The following is a 23,719-nucleotide window of genomic DNA, read 5'->3' on the forward strand; positions in this document are numbered from 1 at the left end:
ATAATGTCACATAAACAAAAGCTATCGGCTGCTAAAATAAAAAGTTTTATTCGCCAAGGCTGCCGGTGATATAATCAGCTCAATTTGTACTTAAAACACTTACTTCTACAAAAAAAGTTAGACGTTAGCGCTAGCATAAGGACTATAAAATGAATATGGCAACACAAGACGGTAAGCTTTGGATGAATGGCACAATAATTGAACAACCAGATGCCAACGTTCATGTGCTTACCCATAGCTTGCACTATGGCATGGCAGTGTTTGAAGGCGTACGCGCTTATCAAACCGCTGACAACCGCACCGCTATTTTTCGCCTAAAGGAACACACCGAACGTCTATTAGGCTCTGCCAAAATCTTCCAAATGGATGTGCCTTTTGATGCGACCACGCTAGAGCAAGCACATAAAGATGTGGTCAAGCAAAATAACTTAGCAGAAGCTTATATTCGTCCGCTTATTTGGGTCGGCGCAGAAAAGCTTGGCCTGTCTTCACGTAACAATAGCATTAATGCCATGGTTGCAGCTTGGCACTGGGGAGCCTACCTCGGAGAAGACGGTATCAAAAACGGTATCCGTGTCAAAACCTCTTCATTCACGCATCATCTACCAAATGTCACTATGTGTAAGGCCAAAGCCTCAAGCAATTATCCTGTCTCTATCATGGCCAACCAAGAAGTTACCCGTAACGGTTATGACGAAGCCATCCTAATGGACCCACAAGGGTATGTCTGTCAAGGCGCTGGCGAGAACTTGTTTTTAGTTAAAGACGGGGTGCTACATACACCAGATCTGGGCGGCGGAGCACTAGATGGTATTACTCGTCGTACTATTTTCCAGTTCGCAGCTGATCTAGACATCAAAGTCGTCGAGCGCCGCATCACTCGTGATGAGTTCTACTTAGCAGACGAGATCTTTATGACAGGCACCGCTGCTGAAGTGACACCTATCCGCGAATACGATGATCGTACCATCGGCAATGGCGGCCGCGGACCATTGACTGAGAAACTCCAAACCCTATACTTTGATGTGGTTCATGGTCGTAACGAGCACTATATGGATTGGTTAAGCTTTATTGACTAATAAAGTCGTTAGTTTAAAGACCAAAAAGGCTGAACATAATTGTTCAGTCTTTTTTTTATGCTAATATAGCCATCATATTTATTCTTAAGATTAAAGTGAGCAGTCCATGCCAATAGATTCTAGTACAGCAGATAACAATAATATCAAACAAATTATTTGTATTAAATGGGGTACAAAGTACGGGGCTGATTACGCCAATAAACTGTATGGCATGGTATCTCGCAATATTACGCCACCGTTTCGTTTCGTCTGTTTTACCGATGATACCACCGATGTACGTCCAGAAATCGAATGTCAAGAATTGCCACCATTAGATGTCACCATGCCAACCAACACACTTGGCAAGTGGCCAAAATCACGTTTGTGGGGTGAGACATTAGGTGATTTGACAGGGACAGTATTATTTGTAGATTTGGATGTGATTATAGTAGATAGCCTTGATCCTTTCTTTGAGTATGGCGAGCCGGACGATGTTATTTTGTCTTATAACCCAAGTAACCCGCTAGAGCGCCTCGGCCAGACTTCTTGCTTCCGCTTTCAGGTAGGGTCGCTTGTCTCACTACAAGAAAAATTCAAAGCCGATCCGCAAGGCATCGCGGACAAATATCGTTTTGAGCAGCGTTTTGTGACTCGTAATGCGCCAGGCGGTGTCAAGCTGTTTCCAAAGGCATGGGTTGCGCACTTTAGACGCAAATGTCGTCAACCGTTCCCACTTAACTACATCAAAGAGCCAAAGATTCCTAAAGGTGCTCGAATTGTTATTTTCCCTGGCGACTTATATCCTACACATGCGATTGAAGGTAGATACAATAAAAATGCTGCTAACAATGCCAAAGATCACTTAAAAAGATTAACTGAGCCCAAAAATCTAAAAAGACCGCTACGTCACTTGCGTCATTTCATTTTGCCAGTCGACTGGATTGAAAAATACTGGAGGGAGTAGATAGAAGTAAAACATGACTGACTTGCTGATAAAAATAGATGTTAAGCGGGAAGGATGTCAGCAATAGATCTGGACTTGCGTATATCGCAAGAAGTATGAAGTTTAACTCATCTATAGTTATGCTCATAATCGTGCTACGGGTGAGATAGTTGCTTAGTTTTGGTTTAAACGTGACTTGCATACAGCTAAAAAGCTACATTCCCACTTAAAATAGCTGAAATTAGCTATTGCTCTATTAGTATGAACAACTGGAATAATTTTATAACTGTCTTTAAAGTAGATAGGAAAAAATTGACAAACAGCATGCTGTCAGTATAGAAGGTAATAACTGTAGTTTGAGACATCGATTAGAAGGAGCTATTAGACAGACCTACTATTTCTATAAGAAGCTCTATAGCAATTTAAAGTGTTTAAGCCTTGCAAACATATTTTCTACTAAATGACGGAGTTTGTACAAATAGCTATCAAACTCTGGATTAGGCTGTTTGGCATTCTTCCTTTTAGGAGTGACAAGTATCATATTATGGCTTCGAGCTTTATCTCTGATAGACTCTGAGTCATAGCCTTTATCAGCGATAAAGTAATCAGCCTGTCCAATCATGTCAATTAATTCACCTGCAACTTGACTGTCGTGGACGTCACCCCCAGTGATTTTAAAATGGAGCGGATATCCATCGGCATCACAGGATAGGTGTATCTTTGTAGTTGCGCCGCCACGGCTTTGTCCAATTGCTCGATCTTCACCACGCCGAGATCCACTTGCATGCTGGTGACAGCGAATATAGCTTCCGTCTGTGAATACCCATTCCGTGTCGATTTCTTTGCGTAAGCTAAAAAAAACTTTCCCATAAGCCAGTCTTTGACCAGCGGTTGAAACGACTATAGGCTGTTTTCCACGAACACAATTCTTTAGGTATGTCACGCCAAGGCGCGCCTGTGCGTAGTTTCCACAGTATGGCTTCCATGACCTCTCGACTGTTTTGAGTTTGATAGCAGCCATGCTGTGTCATCGTTGATTGCAATTGATCCCAAAGCGTATCTGTTAATGCTTTTCTTGCCATAACTTGTATTTCTCGCATCGACTCAATAGCTGCGGTATTGTAACTATTATTTATGGCTTATCCAATTGAAGACATGACCTAGATTATTGTTTTCATACAGCTTTAACCATTGTAATTTATTATTAAAAAGTATAGGGTTGTTTAAATCTAATACTTTACCCGTTTTCTTATAATGTAATATTTTTGTTGCAGTTATAGGGGATATAAAGTCTACCATATTTGTAAGGCGATTGGTTGAAAACCTATATAAAACGTTTGTATAAATTTTTCTTATAGGAATAGGGTGATTCTTTTCAAAACGATTTCTATTTATAAAACACCATTTATATTTAAGTGTTAATTTAGAAGTGGTTTTTTTTTAGTAAAAGTATAAAGAGATATGTTCACACTGCTAATATTAAAGTCTATAAAACCTGCAGCGCCAGTTACCAAAATTCTCATCAGTCGCTCCCAAATAGATCTCGAGTAAAAACCTTGTCGGCCACATCATTTATATGAGTAGATAGTCTGTTGGCAATTATGACGTCACTTATGGACTTAAACTCTTCTAAATCTTTTATGATACGTGAGTTAAAGAACTCTTCTTCTTCTAGCACGGGTTCATATACAACGACTTCTATGCCTTTGGCCTTGATACGTTTCATAATCCCTTGGACGGCTGAGGCGCGAAAATTATCAGAACCACTCTTCATAACCAATCGATAGACGCCAACGATTTTGGGTTTTCTCTCGATTATCTTATCAGCGATAAAGTCTTTGCGTGTTCGATTAGAATCTACAATCGCTCTTATTAAATTACTTGGCACCTCATCATAATTGGCCAATAGCTGCTTGGTATCTTTTGGTAGACAGTAGCCGCCATAACCAAATGATGGGTTGTTATAATGCGTGCCGATACGTGGATCTAAGCCCACCCCTTCGATGATTTGCCTAGTAGATAATCCAAAAGTCTGTGCATAAGTGTCAAGCTCATTAAAGTAGGCCACGCGCATGGCTAGATAGGTGTTAGAAAACAGCTTGATCGCCTCAGCCTCAGTCGGCTTAGTAAATAGTAAGGGAACATCCTTTTTTTGCGCGCCTTCGATGAGTAATTGTGCAAACTGCTCTGCACGTTTAGACTGCTCTCCGACTATAATTCTAGAAGGATATAGATTATCATGCAGCGCTTGACCCTCGCGCAAAAATTCGGGCGAGAATATAATATTATCGGTGTTATAGCGCGCTCTTACGCTCAAAGTATAACCAACGGGTACTGTTGATTTAATCACGATGAGTGCCTCTTTATTGACTGCTAGTACAGCTTCAATGACCGTCTCTACTGTTGAGGTATTAAAATAGTTGGTCTGAGGATCATAGTCAGTGGGGGTGGCGATAATAATAAAATTAGCATCTTTGTAAGCGTGGTTTGCATCAAGAGTTGCAGTAAAGTTAAGCGACTTATTTGCTAAAAAATTTTCAATATCTTGATCTTCAATTGGAGACTTATTAGCATTAAGTAAGTTAACTCTTTCGGAATCAATATCAGTAGAAATTATTTCATTATGTTGAGCTAGTAATATAGCATTTGATAGTCCTACATAACCTGTGCCTACTACTACTATTTTCATAAGTGATCCAAAGTATCGTCTGTTACGGGGCGAAAATGAATGTCAGTCATTGATTATCGATAGCGGCAAAAAGGGCTTAAACTTTTCAATCATAGCATGAGTTATCCTGTGGTAAGCGACTATACTAAATTGATCTAAGCTTTGAATACAGCCGAATTTTATATCGCGATTGTCTAGATCGTCTATAAAAGTATCAATGTTATTTTCATATTGAATATAGTTAATTGCTACGTCAGACTCTAGATGAGCTTCATTTTTTCTAATCTTTAAGTGGTTCATAAGTGTGATTGGATTAACTTGTTCCACATCTCTAAATTTATACTTAATTTGAGCCTCTAAAAACTGCGGATGATGATTTAAATAGTTTTTTAAAATTTTTTTGTCTACAATGTGTGGGTAGTGCTGAACATTAAAAAAGCGCTTCATACCAAGCATATTAGCACTAAGCATTTGTGCCATAACATAGCGTGGTTGAATTGGTGTGCCAAATAACTTTCGACGAAGTTTACGTAATTTTATATTCCTATAAACAGGCGAATTTGGATTCCAGTGACCATGAATAACAATATTATCATCATTCAAAAAATCAGAGATAGTCACTGGTTGGTTAAAAAAGAAATCATCATTCATATAGATAAAATGATCGTTCAACTCAGGAATGTTACATATCATCGTTTCGATAGAAAGAGAATTAAAGGTAGGTAAAAACTGCTCATAACCTACAAAAATGTCCTTATGATCGATAATCTTGATTTTGTCAGCTGCACAAATACCCTGTTTGACAAACTCATCTATAAATTTAGGTATTTGCTCATTAGTAACAATATAGATATAACGACAAAAAGGAACGTGCTTGATAATAGAGGCAATATTGTAATAAATTTCATTATCACTAGCGAAGCGAGTAGAATCTACTGCGTCTGAGGCTAGAATTTTACTAGTCTTAAAGCCATCTCTTTTTTCTTTTAGTAAGGGGTCATCGCCATCTACCCAAGTGATAACAATATCTACTTGCTTTTCATTAAGGTTTTTTGAAAGACTCACTACTTTCTCACATTATTTTTGCCAAAAACTAGATTTAACGCAATGTTACCATCAACTATCTATGCTAGCAATCGCTTTAATCACATAGATTTTAGACGTATAAAAGAATAATTCTACAATCTTAATGGTTATTAGAGTTTAAAAGGGTTCATTAGCTTTTCTTGAACAGTTTAGTTGTATTGGAAGTAAATAAACTGAATAATAAGCACTAGAATTTCAGCGCATTTCAAGTCAAACTATTAGGTAAGAAATTCTTAAACTTCTTAGTAAATGCGTCCACTACTTTATCTTTATTGATGACTTGAAAATTATCTAAGCTCTGCACACAACCAAATTTCATATTAGGATTATTTAAGTTTGCTAAAAACAAATCAATGCCACGCTCATCTTTTAAATAGTTTAAGGACAGCTCGTTAGTTAATATAGCTTCGTTATTTGCGATTTTAATATGGTTGACCAAAGAGACAGGATCATATTGTCTAATGTTTCGAAATCTATAACTAAGCTGAGCGTTTAATTCGTCAGGGTGGTCATCTACAAAGTTTGTAAAGCTATTTTTGTCTAATATATGTGGATAATGGTGGACTTCAAAAAAACGATTTTGACGAGACTGTTGTCCCAACTCAGCACCTAGCATTTGTGCAACAGTGTATTTTGGCTGAACCAATGTTTTAGCCAATGATTCCATAAAAAGGCGATAATTAAGCTTGGTTTTTAAAAGATTTTTACGTCGCCAGTTCCCTCTAATTACTGATTTAACGACGTCTTCTTCTACTAAAAAATTTTCCACACTTACTGTTTGATTAAAAAAGAAATCATCATTTAAACTAATAAAATAATCGGTTAGATCAGGTATGTTCCAAAGCATCGCTTCAATACTCAGGCTATTGAAAGTAGGAAGATAGTGCTCATAACCTTTAAATAGTGTCTTGTGATCTATGATACGAATTGTGTCAGGCTTACAGAGTTTTTGATCGGCAAATTCATGAATTAGGCTAGGCGTTTGGTCATCGGTGACGATATAGATATAACGATAAAAAGGCACGTATTTCAAAATTGAAGCGATGTTATAGTAGATTTCATTACTACTAGCAAAACGAGTCGTTTTGACAGCATCCGATATGTTTAAAGTGTTTTTTTGATACTTTAAACGCTTTGATTGTAAAGTAAGATCTGTACCATCAACCCACAAGATTACCAAGTCCATTCGTTTTTGATTATCTATCATAACTCATAACCGATTAGATTGTATTTTACAACGAACTTTGCATCGTTCGATGTTTAAAGGTTTACTTCAAAGCAAGGTATTAAAGTACTAATTAATACTTATTCGAATAAAAGATTATCAGTAAGTAGGCTGTATTACTGCAATATAGATATTTTGTGGTGTTCTAAAAAGTATGCTGGCGCTAAAAGTCAATAAGAAGTCTATGCTAAGTTCTCTGATTCTATATGGCTTTCAAAGCTTCAAAAATTGTTCAAATTTTGATCAGCATACTTTTTGATACATCACCAAATATTATATGTCTTAAATAATTGAGTGTTTGAAGTATAGATTATTAACTTTAGCTACTATAAATTAGTAAATAGGAGATTTAGAATATTCATTTCCAATACTCTTTTAACCAAGGACTCGGCAAGACACGCCGATACCATTTGCCGCCGCCGCCTTTAATGGCATCTGGCGGATTGATTTCGCCATGGAAGATAACGATTTTAGCGCCATTAGGCAGAGTAGGTGCTTTGATAAAGTTAAAGGGCGGCTTTGCCATACATTGATATTTAAAGCTGACGCACCAGTCTTTAGGCCAATACTCTAAATGATGATGCTCGCGCAAATAGTTGGATAGATAAGCCTGCTCATGGCGTACTTGCGTGCGAATGGTGGCAAAATTACGCTCAAAATTACTAAGCAAGTCAGAATAAGTACCCATACCGATATTGAAGCGATAGACGGAGCTGTTACCAATCATGCGCCATGGTTTTTTCCAGTCACGGATGATAACCACACTGTCATCAAACTCCGCCTTATAAGTAAAAAAGCTGTCGATATTATCGACAATAACGATGTCGATATCTAAAAATAGCGCCACGCCTTTTAGATCGTACAGCTCAGGCTTAAAGGTGGTGAGTTTTTTCCAGCCGCGTTCAGGTCCCGCTGGCAAATCCATCTCGGGTATCGGGTAGCACTGTACCGCCTCATTAATACCTGTACTATCATCCGTCAAGCAAACCATCTGAAAGTCCAGTGTCAGATGGCGACTGACCATATTATAGAGACGATTGACATACTCAGGACCGTACTTATCGCCCCATTTCATACAGATGATATAGTGTGACTCTGCTAGGTGGGCAGAGTCTTGGTCTTTTAGAGTATGGTTAACGAAGTCAGATGTCATAATTGACTCTTTTTAATAAGATGAAAACATGAAGCTTAGAAGATGCTATATTTGATACCGCTATATTGAGTCTACTATAAAAGATAGCGCAATTAAGTCTTATATCTTTTATCCTTAGCCGATTTTAGAAAGGCTTGTAGCTTGCTACGATCAGCGCGATAAGGATTGCCAAGATTAGGGATGCGTTTAAAGCGGCGATAGCCCCACATATAATGGCTACATTGATCTTCAATCATCTCTTGCATGGCAATATTCAGGGCATGAGTCGCAACTTCTGTGTTGCGATCATAAAGCGCTGGATCATCGAGCTTATAGCAGTAAATATCAAACCCGCGATTATCATCACGGCGAATACAAGACAGACCGACTAGGGCGCACTTGGTTTTGCTAGCAAGTTTAGGGGCGAGGGTACTAGTCAAAGTCTTAACGCCAAAAAAAGGCACAACCACGCCGCCTGAAGGCTCAGGAACATGGTCGGGTAAGATAATACTAAAACCGCCTCGTTTAAGCGTTTTAAACACTGCTTTGACACCGCTACTATCAGTAGGCACTAAGGTAGCGTTAAGGCGAGCACGACCCTTTAGGATAAAATCACCAGTAAGCTTGTCTTTGACCGGCTTGTACATAATCGTCGGCGAGCCGAATTGATTGAGCCAAGCGTTCATCATCTCCCAAGTACCAAGATGAGGAACGATAGCAAGCATGCCGTTGGGATTGGCTAAGCCTTCTATTAAGATCTCTTGGTTATGCACCTCTCGTATCTGCTCAATGCTCCATTCAGGCGGCATCGCCCAACTCTTGATAGACTCGACGCTACTTAGACACTGATGACGGACGATATCTTTGATAACGGTCTTTTTTTGCTTAGCCGTTAGGGCAGGTTCGATGAGTGCCATATTGATCTTGATCGTACGAACGATACTCAAGTTTGGCAGGCGCATCATTATCCTAGCAGTAATACGTGCCAGCATCTGCAATACAGATAAAGGCACGTATTTGAAGATCTGATACGGATTCATAATGAATCGCAGTAATAAGAGATACTCATTACCAGATCAGCTACTGAGCAGGCTTAGTGGTATCTGCTTGAGCTTTTTCACGCAGACGGATACCAAGATCACGCAATTGCTTACCCTCAACAGGAGCTGGAGCTTGAGTCAATGGATCTTCAGCAGTCTTGGTTTTTGGGAAGGCGATGACATCACGGATAGAGCTTGCACCGACCATTAACATGATCAACCGATCCAAACCAAAGGCAAGACCACCATGCGGCGGCGCACCGAATTTTAGTGCGTCAAGTAGGAAGCTGAATTTCTCTTCAGCCTCAATCGCGTCGATACCTAGCGCTTCAAAGACCGCTTGCTGCATCTCAAGGGTGTTGATACGTAGGCTACCACCGCCAATCTCAGTACCGTTTAGTACCATGTCATAAGCGATAGAGAGCGCAGACTCCGGGTTGTTTTTGAGCTCTTCTACTGAACCTTTTGGTTTCGTAAACGGATGGTGCATAGAGGTCCATTGCCCGTCATCCGTCTCTTCAAACATGGGGAAGTCAGTGACCCAAAGCGGTGCCCACTCGCAAGTGGTCATATCCATATCAAGGCCAATTTTCTGGCGTAGCGCGCCCATAGCATCGTTGACGATACTGGCTTTATCGGCACCGAAGAAGATGATATCGCCATCTTCGGCCTCAGTGCGCTCAACAAGGCGAGCTAGCACATCGTCAGTCATGTTTTTGATGATAGGTGATTGTAGACCTGACTCTTTATCCACACCGTTGTTAATGTTGCTTACGTCATTGACCTTAATATAAGCCAAACCGCGCGCACCATAGATGCCAACAAACTTAGTGTATTCATCGATTTGCTTACGGCTTAAGGAGGCGCCATTAGGAATACGCAGCGCGGCAACGCGACCTTTTGGATCGTTGGCGGGACCAGCAAAGACCTTGAAGTCAACGTCTTTCATTAAGTCAGCGACATCGATGAGCTTTAGCGGAATACGCAGATCAGGCTTATCAGAAGCGTAGTCACGCATAGCCTCTGCATAAGTCATACGCGGGAAGTCAGCAAGCTCAACATCCATCATCGTTTTGAATAGGTTTTTGATCAAACCTTCATTGATGTTCATGATCTCTTCTTCATTTAAAAAAGAAGTCTCAATATCGACTTGGGTAAATTCAGGCTGACGATCAGCGCGCAGATCTTCGTCACGAAAGCACTTAGCGATTTGATAATAACGATCAAAACCTGACACCATCAATAGCTGCTTAAAGAGCTGCGGCGACTGCGGCAGGGCAAAAAAGTTACCCGGACGAGTACGCGAAGGCACTAGATAGTCGCGTGCGCCCTCTGGCGTTGCGCGAGTCAAGATAGGCGTCTCAACGTCTAAGAAGCCATGATCATCAAGGTAACGGCGAATCGCTGAGGTGGCTTTGGCACGGAACACCATACGCTCTTGCATCTCAGGGCGACGCATATCGAGGTAGCGGTACTTGAGGCGTAAGTCTTCAGAGACGGTCATGTTCTCGTCATTAAGCGGGAAAGGCGGAGTTTCTGACTTGGCTAAGACTTCAATCTCTTTGCCTAATAACTCGACTTGACCGCTAGTCATATTTTTATTTTCAGTGCCTTCGTAACGACGACGGACGCGGCCGGTAATTTTTAGCACATACTCAGGGCGCGCAGCATCAGCGGTAGCGAAAGCTTCAGGCGTATCTGGATCGACTACCACCTGCAAGATGCCAGCACGATCACGCATATCTAAGAAGATCACCCCACCATGATCGCGGCGGCGATGTATCCAGCCGACGATAGTGATCGTCTGCTCTAATAAGTCTTCGGTCACAGCACCGCAGTATTCGTCGCGATAGCCACTGTGTACGGCGAGGTCTTTTTGCGTAATAGTACTAGGTTTCATAGTGCTGTCAGTCATAGTCAAGGTTATCCAGTTATGTGCCCGATTCAAAGAATAGCCGTTTAAAAATACCAGTGAGGCTCTTAAACGATATTTATTATTAAGATAGTCAATTGCAAAAAACAGCCAGTCAGCGCTATAAAGACGGATAGTCTGCGCGTCGGCTGTATAAAATTTATTTTAAACGCATATTATGCCTAAAGTACGGGTGTTATACAACTATGCTTATTAACTGCGCTCGCTCATAAAGGCATGACAAGCTTACGAGTGTAATAATTGGTTTATCTATTATGATTTATAACCATGACGCTTGAAAATAGCGCGCAGCGAGCGCATATTAGCTGCATCTTAAAATAATTTCAGCTATCGCAACTATAATTATTACCCTAAACCTCTGAATGTAACCCTAAGGAAGACTTGATATGCTATTTCACCCGCCAAAAAACCCTGTCGAGCTTAAAGTCATGCATTTAAATAAGACTCAGCAGCAGCGCCGCGAAGACTTGATGGAAGCGACTCAAGGCAAAGCTGCGCTTAAGCAGCTCAAAAAGAGCATGGCGAAAAAAGCCAAGCAAGCGCTAAAAGTGAAATCTAAAAGCAAGAAGAAAGATAAAAACAAAGAGACCAGTCAGCAAGTATTTGTCCTAGATTTTGACGGTGACATTAAAGCCTCGGCCGTTAAGCATCTGCGGGAAGAGATTAGCACCCTGATCAGTACTGCTAATAAGGGTGATGAAGTTATCATCCGTTTAGAGTCAGGTGGTGGTATGGTGCATAGTTATGGCCTTGCAGCGGCTCAGTTAGTGCGTCTCAAAGACGCGGGCCTTAAACTCACCGTTTGTGTCGATAAAATCGCAGCCAGTGGCGGCTATATGATGGCTTGTGTCGCTGATAAAATTATCGCCGCGCCTTTTGCGGTGATCGGCTCTATCGGTGTCGTCTCACAATTACCGAACTTCAATAAACTACTGAAAAAAAACGACGTTGATTATGAGATGTTTACCGCTGGTGACTACAAGCGCACGGTGACAGTATTCGGTGAAAACGATGATGAAGATCGCGCTAAATACCAGCAAGAGCTTGAGCAAACGCATGATCTGTTTAAGCATTTCGTCAGTACTTATCGCTCTGAGCTTGATCTGAATAAAGTCGCTAATGGTGAGCATTGGTATGGCGAAGATGCAGTAAAGCTCAACCTCGTCGATAAGCTGCAAACCTCAGATAGCTATATCTTACAGCTTATGGAAGATAATGAGGTTTATGCGCTACATTCGCGTCAAAAGCCAACTCTAGCAGAGAAGTTAGGCTTATCACAAGCCGCTGAGGCGACGATCACTATGGCAGTGGATAAACTACCAGACGCTCTTGCCCGTTTTGATCTCAATAGCCGCTTGAATATTCTAAAGTAAGTGTATTCTTTTAATATAAATGAGTAAAAGCTGAATGAGTTGAGATAAGCTAATTGATAGTGGAACAATATTTTTTAGTGTTATTCATTAGTTGGTATAGAAAGAACTTTAGAAATCCCTAATAAATTTAGGTATATACTATTTCACTGTTGATGTTTTGTAAAAGGCGTGCCTAAACAGTCGCGCCTTTTTTGCTGTTTAAAATTTGGAGCTATGTTATAAATAGGGGAAGCGAAAAACAGTACACGTACGTACACCGTAAGAGATTAGCCATGAGAGGTTAATCATTAATAATGAGAAGGAAGTCAGTTATGTCCAATGATACATTGATGTTTACCGCTACTGAGCACGGTCAAGACATGCATGCCAAAGTCAAAGATTTTATTGCCACTAAGATTGAGCCGATTGAGGATGAGTTTTGGCAAGAGTGCCATAAGATGAACCCAGATGGTAATTGGAAGAACTGGCAGTGGCCAGCCTCGTACGATGACTTACGTAAGCAAGCTCGTGAGGCCGGTCTTTGGAACTTATTTTTACCCGATGATGAACTTGGCGCAGGCTTGTCAGTGACCGATTATGCTCCAATTGCAGAGCTTACGGGCCGTAGTTTATTAGCGCCGCATGTCTTTAACTGTAATGCTCCTGATAGCGGTAATATGGAGCTGCTATGGCGCTATGGTAGTACTGATCAGCAGGATAAGTGGCTGACCCCTTTACTAGAAGGTAAGACGCGTTCCGTGTTTTGTATGACTGAGCCTGATGTTGCTTCTAGTGATGCAACCAACATGGAGGCGACCGCTGTCGTCGATGGTGATGAGATCGTCATTAATGGTAGCAAATGGTGGTCATCCGGTCTTGGCGATCCAGCCGTCGATTTACTGATTGTCATGGCATACACGCCTGATGAAAATAAAGATCGCCACCAGCAGCATTCTATGGTGCTAGTTCCTGTAGACACTAAAGGGGTTAACATCAAGCGAATGCTTAAAGTATTCGGTGATTATGACGCGCCGCATGGTCATGGTGAAATCAGCTTCGATAATGTACGGGTGCCAGTTGCTAATTTTATCGGTGGACCTGGTATGGGTTTTGAGATTGCGCAAGGCCGCTTAGGACCTGGGCGTATTCATCACTGTATGCGCTGTATTGGTGCCGCCGAGAAGTCGTTAGAGCTTGCGATTCACCGCGGTATGAGCCGTGTTGGTTTTGGTAAGCCAATCTTACAGCTAGGGGGTAACTTAGAGCGTGTCGCCGAGGCGCGTATCAAGATCGATCAGGCGCGTTTATTGACGTTATATGCCGCGCAAAAAATGGACAGCCAAGGTACCAAAGCGGCGTTAACTGAAATCTCAGCGATTAAAGTGGTCGCGCCTACTGTATTACAAGAAGTGGCTGATATGGCGATTCAGATCCATGGTGGTATGGGCGTTTGCCAAGATACTATGTTGCCAGGGTTCTATGCGCAGGGCCGCGTATTACGCTTAGCAGATGGCCCAGACGAGGTACATAAAACAATGATTGCAAAATTAGAGCTAAAGCGTCAAGGCTTTCGCCGTCCTGCAAAATCGTCTAAATAAGAAGCTCGCGAAATGATAGTCTGCTAAACAAGAGGCGAGCTACAAATAGGGTCTAAGTGCTAATGGGTCATTTAGGCCATAGCATTGACCCTAATGCCCCTTACTTTAGCGAATATTATCCCTTAAGATTCACTATCAAGCTTTTGGTAGTGAATTTTTCACTAAGGTCTGTTGAATATTCAAAAATGGCAACACACAAACAAGCAGTACACAAACAATAAGGAACATTGTATGGCAACTGATAAACCAAATACCGAAGATAGTGCTAAGAGCGACCAGCAGCCAGAACTAAACGCGGTACTAGACAAAGGCGGCGAAGTGCGAGAAGGCGAGGAGCTGGATGCGCAAGCGATTAGCAGCTGGTTACGAGACCAAGGCGTCGACATTCAAGGCGAACCTACCGTTACTCAATTTTCAGGGGGCGCGTCGAACTGGACTTATCGTTTAGAGTATGACAATCAAGATCTGATTCTGCGCCGCCCGCCTAAAGGCACCAAAGCCAAGTCCGCTCATGATATGGTACGCGAATACACGGTACAAAAAGCGCTAAAAGACGCTTATCCTTATGTCCCAAAAATGGTTGCGTTATGTACTGACGACAACATTATCGGGGCAGACTTCTATGTGATGGAGCGCATGGAAGGCATTATTCCGCGTGCCAATTTGCCAAAAGAGATAGATTTTGATCCCGCGCAAACGCGTGAGCTGTGTACTAACGTAATAGATGCGTTAATCGAGCTGCATCAGGTCGACTATACCGAGCATGCTGATCTAGTTAATTTAGGCCGCGGTGAGGGCTACTGTGAACGCCAAGTGACCGGCTGGGATAAGCGCTATGTGAAAGCAAAAACGCCAAACGTACCGAGCTTTGGTATCGTGCGTCAATGGCTCAATAAGCACACACCAAAAGATAGCAAGACCTGCATTATTCATAATGATTGGCGTTTTGATAATGTAATTTTGGCGGCTGACAATCCCACCGAAGTCATTGGAGTGCTTGATTGGGAGATGGCGACCCTTGGTGACCCCTTAATGGACTTAGGCAGCGCTTTGGCGTACTGGATTGAAGCCGACGACAACATCATTATGCAGCAGTCACGTCGGCAGCCAACTCATCTAAAAGGGATGATGACTCGCAATGAAGTCGTTGATTACTACCTAGAAAAAACCGGCCTTGAGATTGCTAACTGGACGTTTTATGAGGTATTTGGACTATTTCGCTTAGCCGGTATCGTACAGCAAATCTACTATCGCTACTATAATAAACAAACCAAAAACCCCGCCTTTAAGAACTTTTGGCTCATCGTACATGTGTTAAATGCAAAGTGCCTGAAGCTTATCGCGCAGTATGAAGGCGAGACACTATTTATGACTCATGTGCAGCCGCGCTTAGAGGAAAAAGGCGTGGATAAAGCCGCGATAGAGCAATTACCAGAGCCGGTACAAAAGCTAGTCAAAAGCATCTTACCTAAAGGTTATTTTGAATCGACGTCAAAGTCAGTTGATGAGTGATGGCGCTAAAATTTCTTTCGTTAATACACTCTTAAAATAATATAACTATTAGGTAGTAGGTTTATGATTACCATACTTTTGGCTCGGCACGGTCAGGCCTCTTTTGGCAAAAAAAACTACGATGAGTTGTCAGAGTTAGGGATTACGCAGGCGCGTATGCTTGGCGCTCATTATGCTCATACGCAGCGCCGTATCGATGCAGTCTTCAGTGGTCACTTGATGCGTCAGCAGGACTCTGCCCGCCATTTTTTAGCGAGCTATCAAGAGACTGTAGCTGAACAAAAACAGAGTCATTCACCTGCCAATGCTCCGGCTGACTTATCTGATGATCGTTTGATTGCTGAATTCAACGAGTTTAATCATCAAGACGTATTGACCAAGTCTAACCCAGCCTTTGCAAACCAAGCGGCTATAGCCATGGAGATCGCAAAAGCTGACGTGCCTAAGCTGCGTTTGGCTGAGCTATTTGATCAAGCGATGCAGCGCTGGCATGGCGGCGAGTATGATGATGACTATATTGAGAGCTGGACACAGTTCAATGAGCGTACACAGCGCGCGCTCGCGCAAATACGCGATAAAGCCAACTCATTAAATACAGCTGCTAAAGATAATAGAGCCGCTGAGGATACGACAGTGTTGGTATTTACCTCGGGCGGGGTAATCGCTGCGATTACCGCGCAGTTACTTGAGCAGGACAGTCAAACGGCCTATCAGCTCAATAAGCGGTTAATCAATACGGGGGTGACCGCTCTTACCTTACGAGGAGAGACGGCACGGTTATTGTCCTTGAATGAATACAGCCATTTATTTGCCGAAGGCGAGCGCTTTGTTACTTGGCGCTAATGGTGAATGTTTAGGGTATAAGGTATAGTGATTATCCGCACTTAAGAAAAGATTACATCTAGTATCTAAAGCATGGCCACTATACTATGATATCTTTATATCTGGTTATTTAAAGCCATAAAGCGGTGCAAACGTACGGTATTGATGAGAAGAGAATGCTATGCAAAATAAACTAATGAGCTTAGTAACAAAAACTGTCAAACAAGGCAGGGCGCAAGCGACCAGTGCGATACAACCTGCGCGCTATCTAAATGGTCTGACCAAATCACAAGTCGGACAAGGCAAAACTGTGCTGGTCACTGGCGCAAGCTCAGGTCTTGGTGAGGTCATGGCACGATTATTTGCCAAACTTGGCTATAATCTAGCGATTTGCGCGCGCCGCGGTGAGCGTCTAGAGCAGCTTAAAGTCGATTTGTTGCAGAGCTATCCCAATATCCGAGTGGAATATAAAATCTTAGACGTCAGCGACTATGAGTCAATATTCAAAGTATTTGATGAGTTTGCCGCAGACTTTGGACATTTAGATCGTATCGTTGTCAATGCTGGTGTCGGAGATAGCCGCCGTATCGGTAAAGGCCGGTTTAAAATCAACCGCCGTACCGCTGAGATCAACTTCATCTCAGCACTCGCGCAGTGTGAAGCTGCCATGAAAATATTTCGCAAGCAAAACGCGGGTCATTTAGTGGTAATCTCGAGCATGTCAGCGATGCGCGGTCTGCCAGGTCATATGACAACCTATGGCGCAGCAAAAGCTGGTATTGCGCATCTTGCCGAAGGGATTCGCGCCGATATGTTGCTCACTAAGCTACCGATTAAGGTCACTACGATTTATCCAGGTTATATTCGTACTGAGATTAACAAGGATGCTAAGCCATTACCGTTTGAAGTGGACGCTAATACAGGAACCAAAGCCATCGTCGCGGCTATAGAGTCTGGTGTCGAGGAAGCTTGCGTACCAAGCTTGCCTTGGTCGATTGTTGGTCAAGCAATGAAGCATCTGCCTTTGCAGATTGTGAGTAAGATTAGCTAAAGCTACTTTTTCTATCTAAGTGCTTAATACCGGTGATTTTATAATAAGAAAGCCCTCGGTTTAGCGAGGGGAGGAAGTCAATGGCTATCAACAATGCTGATTAACGCTTACGCATGATCGGCTAGGTGTTTTTCGCGCAGCTTCTGGCGCAGGACTTTGCCAACATTACTTTTAGGTAGATCATCAACGAACTCAATATGACTTGGGCATTTGTAGCGAGTTAGGTTTTTATAAGCAAAGTCTTTAATCATAGCTTCGCTGACGCTATCATTGTCAGGTATGACGTATATCTTTACCGACTCACCTTGGCTATCATCAGCAACGCCAATAACAGCGCAGTCTGAGATACCTTCACAATCGAGCATAACCGATTCGATCTCATTAGGGAAGACGTTAAACCCTGAGACGAGTATCATATCTTTTTTGCGATCGAGTATAGTGAAGTAGCCTTGCTCATCCATTTTGCCGATGTCACCGGTGCGAAAGTAACCGTCTTCGGTGAACTCCTTACTATTATCTCTATTTAGGTAGCCGGGCGTCACATTAGGGCCTTTCATACAAATCTCACCCGCTTCATTGACCGCAGCCCGCGTACCATCCTCATTGATAACGATCATATCGATGCTAGGTAAAGGAACGCCAATAGAGCCCGTAAATTCAGTATTGGTGAGTACGTTGCAGCTACCTACCGCCACGCATTCAGTCATTCCCCAACCTTCGATCATCGGGCAATCTGTTACTTGCAGCCAACGTGAAGCGGTTTGCTCAGTGGCAGCCATGCCGCCAGCTTGCGACATGTGTAGCGAGCTAAAATCAAGCTTACTAAAGTCAGGATGATCAAGCAGACCTTTAAACAAGGTATTGACCGCTGGTAGTACATGAAAAGGCTGCTTTGAGAGCGTTTTGATAAAGCTTGGAATATCGCGCGGATTAGGAATCAAAATAAAGGCATTGCCAGAGCGTACGCCTACTAAGCTGAGCATAAAGGCAAAAATGTGATAGAGCGGTAAGGCTAAGACCATATTGATTTGTTCGTCGCCAATTTTCGAGACGATAGGTTCCGACCAAGCTTCAGATTGCAAGGCGGCAGCGACAATATTGCGCTGCGTTAAGATAGCGCCTTTAGAGAGTCCAGTGGTGCCGCCAGTGTATTGAAGGAATGCTGTTTGCTCTAAATTAGACTCGACCTTTTTTAAGGGGCGTTTTTTGCCTTGTTTGAGGACATTAGGAAAGGCAGTTACTTTATGTTTAGCGCTATCAAGGTTGTAATCAGGGATTAGTTTTTTGACATGCTGTAGTAGCGTATTTACTACAATACCTTTAAGGCCCATCATATCGCCTACTTTTGAAACCACAATGGCTTCAACCTTGGTATCATCAACGACTTCTTCAAGCGCTTTTGCAAAGTTATCAACCAAAAATATCGCCTTGGCACCAGAGTCATTGAGCTGATGGCGCAGCTCACGGCCGGTGTATAGTGGGTTGACTGGCGTACAGACATAACCTGCTCGCAAGATGCCAAGCATCGTCGGCAAATATTGCGGTACGTTTGGCATCATCAATGCCACCACGCTACCGGGCGCTAGGCTTTGTGATTGTAGCCATGCAGCGATGGCTTTTGAAGCTTGATTGATATCATCATAGCTGTGTTTAACACCCATACAGATGCTAAAGGGCTGATTAGCGAAGCTATCGAAACTCTCTTCATACAGCTCTATTAAGCTTGAGTATTGATCGGGGTCAATAGTGGCAGGGACGCTGGCTGGATACTGTGCAAGCCAAGGTTTATTCATCATTATTACTATCCTTAGTGAGTGATAAATGGAGTAGAAGGTGTGGATTGATAACAAAGGTATCGCTATCGCTTATCCATCTTTTCAACAGATAAATCCTTATATCTGATGAGAGGTGAGCATAATGATAAAATTCTATACTATTTTTGACATTTTACAAAGCAAGAAGCCCTTTATTCATATAAAGGGCTTCTGTAGAGTACCAATCACTAGCAGGTTAGTTATAAAGACGGATTGTCTAATAAATGCTGTTCGCGCAGCTTTTGACGCAGCACTTTACCAACGTTGGACTTAGGAAGCTCATCGACAAACTCAATATAACGAGGGCACTTATAACCAGTCAAATGATCCAAAGCAAACTCTTTGATGTCGCTCTTACTGACGTTCTGATTGGCAGGGACGACGTAGAGTTTGACCGCTTCGCCTTGGCGCTCATCAGGAATGCCAATGACAGCGCAATCAATAACGCCTTCACAGTCAAGCATCACCGACTCAATCTCGTTCGGGAATACATTAAAGCCTGAGACTAAAATCATATCTTTTTTGCGATCGAGTAGGGTGAAGTAACCCTTTTCATCCATACTAACGATATCACCAGTACGGAAGTAGCCATCCTCAGTGAAATCGCCACTGCTATCGGTGCTAAGATAGCCTGAAGTGACATTTGGGCCCTTAAAGCACATCTCGCCTGCTTGATGGACGCCCAGACGCTCACCATTTTCGTCTATAACGATGACGTCAACGCTTGGCACGGGAACACCAATAGTACCGTTGAACTCGCGATTGGTGATGACGTTTGCGGTACCCGCGGCCACGCCTTCGGTCATACCCCAACCTTCGACCATCGGGCAGCCTGTGACCTCTAACCAGCGCGCTGCGGTCTGTTCTGTCGCTGCCATACCGCCGGCTTGGGTGATACGTAGTGAGCTAAAGTCCAAGTCTTTGAAGTTTGGCTGATCTAATAAGCCCTTAAACAAAGTGTTGACCGCTGGGAAGATATGGAACGGCTGCTTCGATAAGGTCTTAATAAATCCGGGCATATCGCGAGGGTTGGGCACTAGGATAAAGGTGTAGCCTGAACGCATGCCCAATAAGCTGAGCATAAAAGCAAAGATATGATACAGCGGTAGCGCCATGACCATATTGATATAGACTTCATTAATCTCCGAGGTCACCGGCAAATACCAAGCTTCTGACTGAAGCGCGGCGGCGACGACATTACGCTGTGATAATACAGCGCCTTTGGATAAACCAGTAGTACCACCGGTGTACTGCAAGATCGCTTTTTGATCTAAGTTCATGTTGGTTTTATTAAAAGGCAGCTCTTTGCCTCTTTTGATAACGTCAGGGAACTTAGTCACTTCATGCTTAGGATCATTGAGCTTATATTTGGGTACTAAGCGTTTAACTTGTCGGATGATGGTATTGACCAGCATTCCTTTTAGACCCATCATGTCGCCCATTTTGGAGAGCACGATACGTTTGATAGCGGTCTCATCGACCACTTGCTCAAGCGCCTGAGCGAAGTTGTCAACGACAAAGATGATTTGAGCGCCAGAGTCATTTAATTGATGACGTAGCTCACGACCGGTATAGAGTGGATTGATAGGTGTACAGATATAGCCGGCACGCAAGATACCTATCATCGTCGGCAGGTACTGCGGTACGTTTGGCATCATAAGCGCTACAATACTGCCTTTAGGTAGGCCCTGCGCTTGTAGCCAAGCGGCGATAGCTAATGAGGTTTTATCGATATCATCATAAGTATGCGTGACACCCATGCAGACACTCATCGGATGCATACGAAAACGATCAAAACACTCTTCATAGAGGTCGACTATACTGCCGTATTTATCAGGGTTGATTGTCTTAGGTACGTTAGTCGGGTATTGGTCGAGCCAAGGTTTGTTCACTGTCATATCTAGCATCCTTAAATTTGAGATAAGTTAAGGTTCTATAGGCAAGTAGTCACATCCCTGTCAACATCAACAGCTATGGTGGTCATCCTGTCCATGGCTATATGATGTCGAGTGCTATCCTATCTATTAACTGACTGCTAACATATGGTGGCCTTTACACAAGTCTTTCATTGAGGCTCTATAAATACGAACCTAAATGAGAAGCTTTTCAGCACTGTCGATACAGCACTGTTGCTGCTTAAAGTATTATCGCTATACAAATATACTGATTTAACTGCCATTAAAACTACTGTTGACTAAAATCTTAGAGCACAATAATCTTAATATTTTGCTAAACAGTAACATAGTGAAATAATTTGGAAACACACTACCATAACCTGAGCTTTTTATGATAACGACATACAAAGACTTTAGAGTAATAATATAAAGTTGATAAGTCTCTCATAATGTGGTGTGGTAAGCGGATAAGTGGATAATAATAATAGACGAGCGGTTATATTGACCCAATATTATATTGCAGCGTTTATATAGTAGTGCTATCAAGCGAACCTATAAAAAAGGCCCTTTATCCAAGTAAAGAGCCCTTATAAATAATGGTGAGCTAACTATTGCTGTAAAGCGTGTTTTAAAGAGTAGGGTTGTCTTCTAAGTGCTTTTCACGCAGTTTTTGTCTGAGTACTTTTCCGACGTTGGATTTTGGCAGTTCATCAACGAACTCGATATAACGCGGACATTTATAACCAGTCAAATTATCAAGGGCAAAGTCTTTAACCATCTCTTTAGTGACATTACTATCCTTACGGATGACGTACATCTTGATAGATTCCCCTTGGTGCTCATCAGGCACACCAATGACTGCACAATCGATGATACCTTCATAGTCGAGCATAACCGACTCAAGCTCATTAGGGAATACATTAAAGCCCGAGACCAAAATCATATCTTTTTTGCGATCAAGCAACCTGACATAGCCTTGTTCATCCATACTAACGATATCGCCAGTACGGAAATAGCCATCGTCGGTGAAGTCATCTGTATTATCTCGATTGAGGTAGCCTAAGGTGACATTAGGGCCTTTAATGCACATCTCACCAGCTTGATTGTAGCCGACGCGGTTGCCGTCTTCATCAATAATACTGACATCGACGCCCGGAACTGGCACGCCTATAGTACCGTTAAACTTACGATCAGTGATGACATTGGCAGTACCAACAGCAACGCCCTCAGTCATACCCCAACCTTCAATCATAGGGCAGCCTGTCACTTCAAGCCAGCGCGTCGCTGTCTGCTGAGTCGCAGCCATGCCACCGGCTTGAGATATCTTTAATGAGCTAAAATCTAATTTTTCAAAATTAGGATTATCCAGCAGTCCTTTAAATAAGGTATTCACTGCAGGGAAAATATGAAAAGGCTGTTTGGATAAGGTCTTCACAAACCCAGGAATATCGCGCGGGTTAGGAACGAGAATAAAAGTATATCCTGATCGTACCGCTAACAGACTCAGCATAAAGGCAAAAATATGATACAGCGGCAATGCCATCACCATATTGATATAAACATCATTGATCTGGCCGGTGATAGGGCGTGTCCAAGCCTCAGACTGTAGAGCGGCCGCTACGACATTACGCTGCGATAAGATGGCGCCTTTTGATAGGCCTGTGGTACCGCCGGTGTACTGCAAAAACGCTTTTTGATCCAAAGACATTTTTGGCTTTTGAAAAGGCATATTTTTGCCTCTTTTGAGCACATCTGGGAATTTAGTGACGGCATGTTTTGGATCATTGAGCTTATATTTGGGTACTAAACGTTTGACTTGCCGGATGATGGTGTTGACTAAGATACCCTTAAGACCCATCATATCGCCCATTTTCGAGAGTACGATATGCTTAATAGCGGTCTCATCGACGACTTGCTCTAGCGCTTGTGCGAAGTTATCGACCAAGAAGATAGCTTTTGCGCCAGAATCGTTGAGCTGATGGCGCAGCTCGCGGCCAGTGTATAAAGGGTTGACAGGAGTACAAATATAACCGGCACGCAAGATGCCTATCATCGTTGGCAGGTACTGCGGTACGTTTGGCATCATTAAGGCCACAACGCTCCCTCTAGGCAAGCCTTGCCCTTGTAACCAAGCGGCGATAGCTAATGAGGCGTCATCGACGTCACCGTAAGTATGAGTGACACCCATACAGATACTTATAGGATGCTGGCGATAACGGCTAAAGCTCTCTTCATAAAGCTCTATGATATTGGCATAATTATCTGGGTAAATGGTCTTAGGTACACCAGCGGGATAACGAGCATGCCAAGGTTTATTCATTGTCATTTTCTGCGTCCTTGAAGTTTAAAGGTCTTGATTGGATCATTCCATGAAAGATGAGACAGTTAATAAGCATAGCAATGGATAACGATAATAGAGCAATATTTAGATGACTTAACCGTTCGTGTTTGTGATTAGCCGCTTTAAATACACTTTATGTCACAAATGTTACCGCTCATCCATTTTCTAGTAACTTTAAATAATAGGCAAAAAAACCTCAAAAGTATAGTAACAATTACTCTAAAAAGTGCTCAGGCCTAAAAGTACGGC

General features: G+C 42.5%; 16 protein-coding genes and 1 pseudogene. 7 read left to right on the forward strand and 10 right to left on the reverse strand.

Annotated features, from left to right (window positions below; genetic code table 11):
- Positions 1-149: 149 nt before the first annotated feature.
- Entirely contained in the window at positions 150-1,079 is a 930-nt protein-coding gene (locus tag W234_RS0110985) for a branched-chain amino acid transaminase (RefSeq protein WP_025646896.1), read from the forward strand.
- Positions 1,080-1,185: 106 nt separating this feature from the next.
- Positions 1,186-2,022, forward strand: a complete 837-nt coding sequence (locus tag W234_RS0110990; protein WP_025646897.1) for a hypothetical protein — start codon at positions 1,186-1,188, stop codon at positions 2,020-2,022.
- A gap of 400 nt (positions 2,023-2,422) precedes the next feature.
- On the opposite strand, the pseudogene W234_RS14360 reads toward W234_RS0110990, so the two are convergent.
- From W234_RS14360 to aspS, 7 genes and pseudogenes are all read right to left on the reverse strand, one after another.
- Positions 2,423-3,083 (reverse strand): annotated as a pseudogene (locus W234_RS14360) (IS5 family transposase); the annotation flags it as partial.
- A 440-nt stretch (positions 3,084-3,523) separates the two neighbouring features.
- Positions 3,524-4,690 (reverse strand): nucleotide sugar dehydrogenase, encoded by a 1,167-nt coding sequence (locus tag W234_RS0111000; protein WP_025646898.1) that lies wholly within the window; start codon positions 4,688-4,690, stop codon positions 3,524-3,526.
- A 42-nt stretch (positions 4,691-4,732) separates the two neighbouring features.
- Complete coding sequence (locus W234_RS0111005; protein ID WP_025646899.1) at positions 4,733-5,734, reverse strand: Stealth CR1 domain-containing protein; 1,002 nt, start codon at positions 5,732-5,734, stop codon at positions 4,733-4,735.
- A 226-nt stretch (positions 5,735-5,960) separates the two neighbouring features.
- Positions 5,961-6,962, reverse strand: coding sequence for a Stealth CR1 domain-containing protein (locus W234_RS0111010; RefSeq protein WP_025646900.1), 1,002 nt, complete (start codon positions 6,960-6,962; stop codon positions 5,961-5,963).
- A 376-nt stretch (positions 6,963-7,338) separates the two neighbouring features.
- Positions 7,339-8,055 carry a glycosyltransferase gene (locus W234_RS0111015; RefSeq protein ID WP_413771580.1) on the reverse strand — a complete coding sequence of 239 codons (717 nt, stop codon included), beginning with the start codon at positions 8,053-8,055 and terminating at the stop codon, positions 7,339-7,341.
- Positions 8,056-8,225: 170 nt separating this feature from the next.
- A complete protein-coding gene (locus tag W234_RS0111020; RefSeq protein ID WP_025646902.1) occupies positions 8,226-9,152 on the reverse strand; it encodes a lysophospholipid acyltransferase family protein in 927 nt (308 codons plus the stop codon).
- A 40-nt stretch (positions 9,153-9,192) separates the two neighbouring features.
- On the reverse strand, positions 9,193-11,052 hold the full coding sequence (gene aspS, locus W234_RS0111025; protein WP_025646903.1) for an aspartate--tRNA ligase: 1,860 nt from the start codon (positions 11,050-11,052) through the stop codon (positions 9,193-9,195).
- A 419-nt stretch (positions 11,053-11,471) separates the two neighbouring features.
- On the opposite strand from aspS, the gene sohB reads away from it, so the two are divergent.
- From sohB to W234_RS0111050, 5 genes are all read left to right on the forward strand, one after another.
- Positions 11,472-12,458 carry a protease SohB gene (sohB, locus tag W234_RS0111030; RefSeq protein ID WP_025646904.1) on the forward strand — a complete coding sequence of 329 codons (987 nt, stop codon included), beginning with the start codon at positions 11,472-11,474 and terminating at the stop codon, positions 12,456-12,458.
- 329 nt (positions 12,459-12,787) lie between these two features.
- Complete coding sequence (locus W234_RS0111035; protein WP_025646905.1) at positions 12,788-14,035, forward strand: acyl-CoA dehydrogenase family protein; 1,248 nt, start codon at positions 12,788-12,790, stop codon at positions 14,033-14,035.
- Positions 14,036-14,266: 231 nt separating this feature from the next.
- Positions 14,267-15,547, forward strand: a complete 1,281-nt coding sequence (locus tag W234_RS13990; protein ID WP_025646906.1) for a phosphotransferase family protein — start codon at positions 14,267-14,269, stop codon at positions 15,545-15,547.
- A gap of 63 nt (positions 15,548-15,610) precedes the next feature.
- A complete protein-coding gene (locus W234_RS0111045) occupies positions 15,611-16,390 on the forward strand; it encodes a histidine phosphatase family protein (RefSeq protein WP_025646907.1) in 780 nt (259 codons plus the stop codon).
- Positions 16,391-16,550: 160 nt separating this feature from the next.
- Positions 16,551-17,420 carry an SDR family oxidoreductase gene (locus tag W234_RS0111050; protein WP_025646908.1) on the forward strand — a complete coding sequence of 290 codons (870 nt, stop codon included), beginning with the start codon at positions 16,551-16,553 and terminating at the stop codon, positions 17,418-17,420.
- A gap of 107 nt (positions 17,421-17,527) precedes the next feature.
- On the opposite strand, the gene W234_RS0111055 is transcribed toward W234_RS0111050, so the two are convergent.
- From W234_RS0111055 to W234_RS0111065, 3 genes are all read right to left on the reverse strand, one after another.
- Positions 17,528-19,219, reverse strand: coding sequence for an AMP-binding protein (locus tag W234_RS0111055; protein ID WP_025646909.1), 1,692 nt, complete (start codon positions 19,217-19,219; stop codon positions 17,528-17,530).
- A 215-nt stretch (positions 19,220-19,434) separates the two neighbouring features.
- Positions 19,435-21,132 (reverse strand): AMP-binding protein, encoded by a 1,698-nt coding sequence (locus W234_RS0111060; RefSeq protein WP_025646910.1) that lies wholly within the window; start codon positions 21,130-21,132, stop codon positions 19,435-19,437.
- Positions 21,133-21,757: 625 nt separating this feature from the next.
- Complete coding sequence (locus tag W234_RS0111065; RefSeq protein WP_025646911.1) at positions 21,758-23,455, reverse strand: AMP-binding protein; 1,698 nt, start codon at positions 23,453-23,455, stop codon at positions 21,758-21,760.
- Between the last annotated feature and the right edge of the window lie 264 nt (positions 23,456-23,719).

The organism is Psychrobacter sp. TB15 (genome assembly GCF_000511655.1).
GTDB lineage: Bacteria > Pseudomonadota > Gammaproteobacteria > Pseudomonadales > Moraxellaceae > Psychrobacter > Psychrobacter submarinus.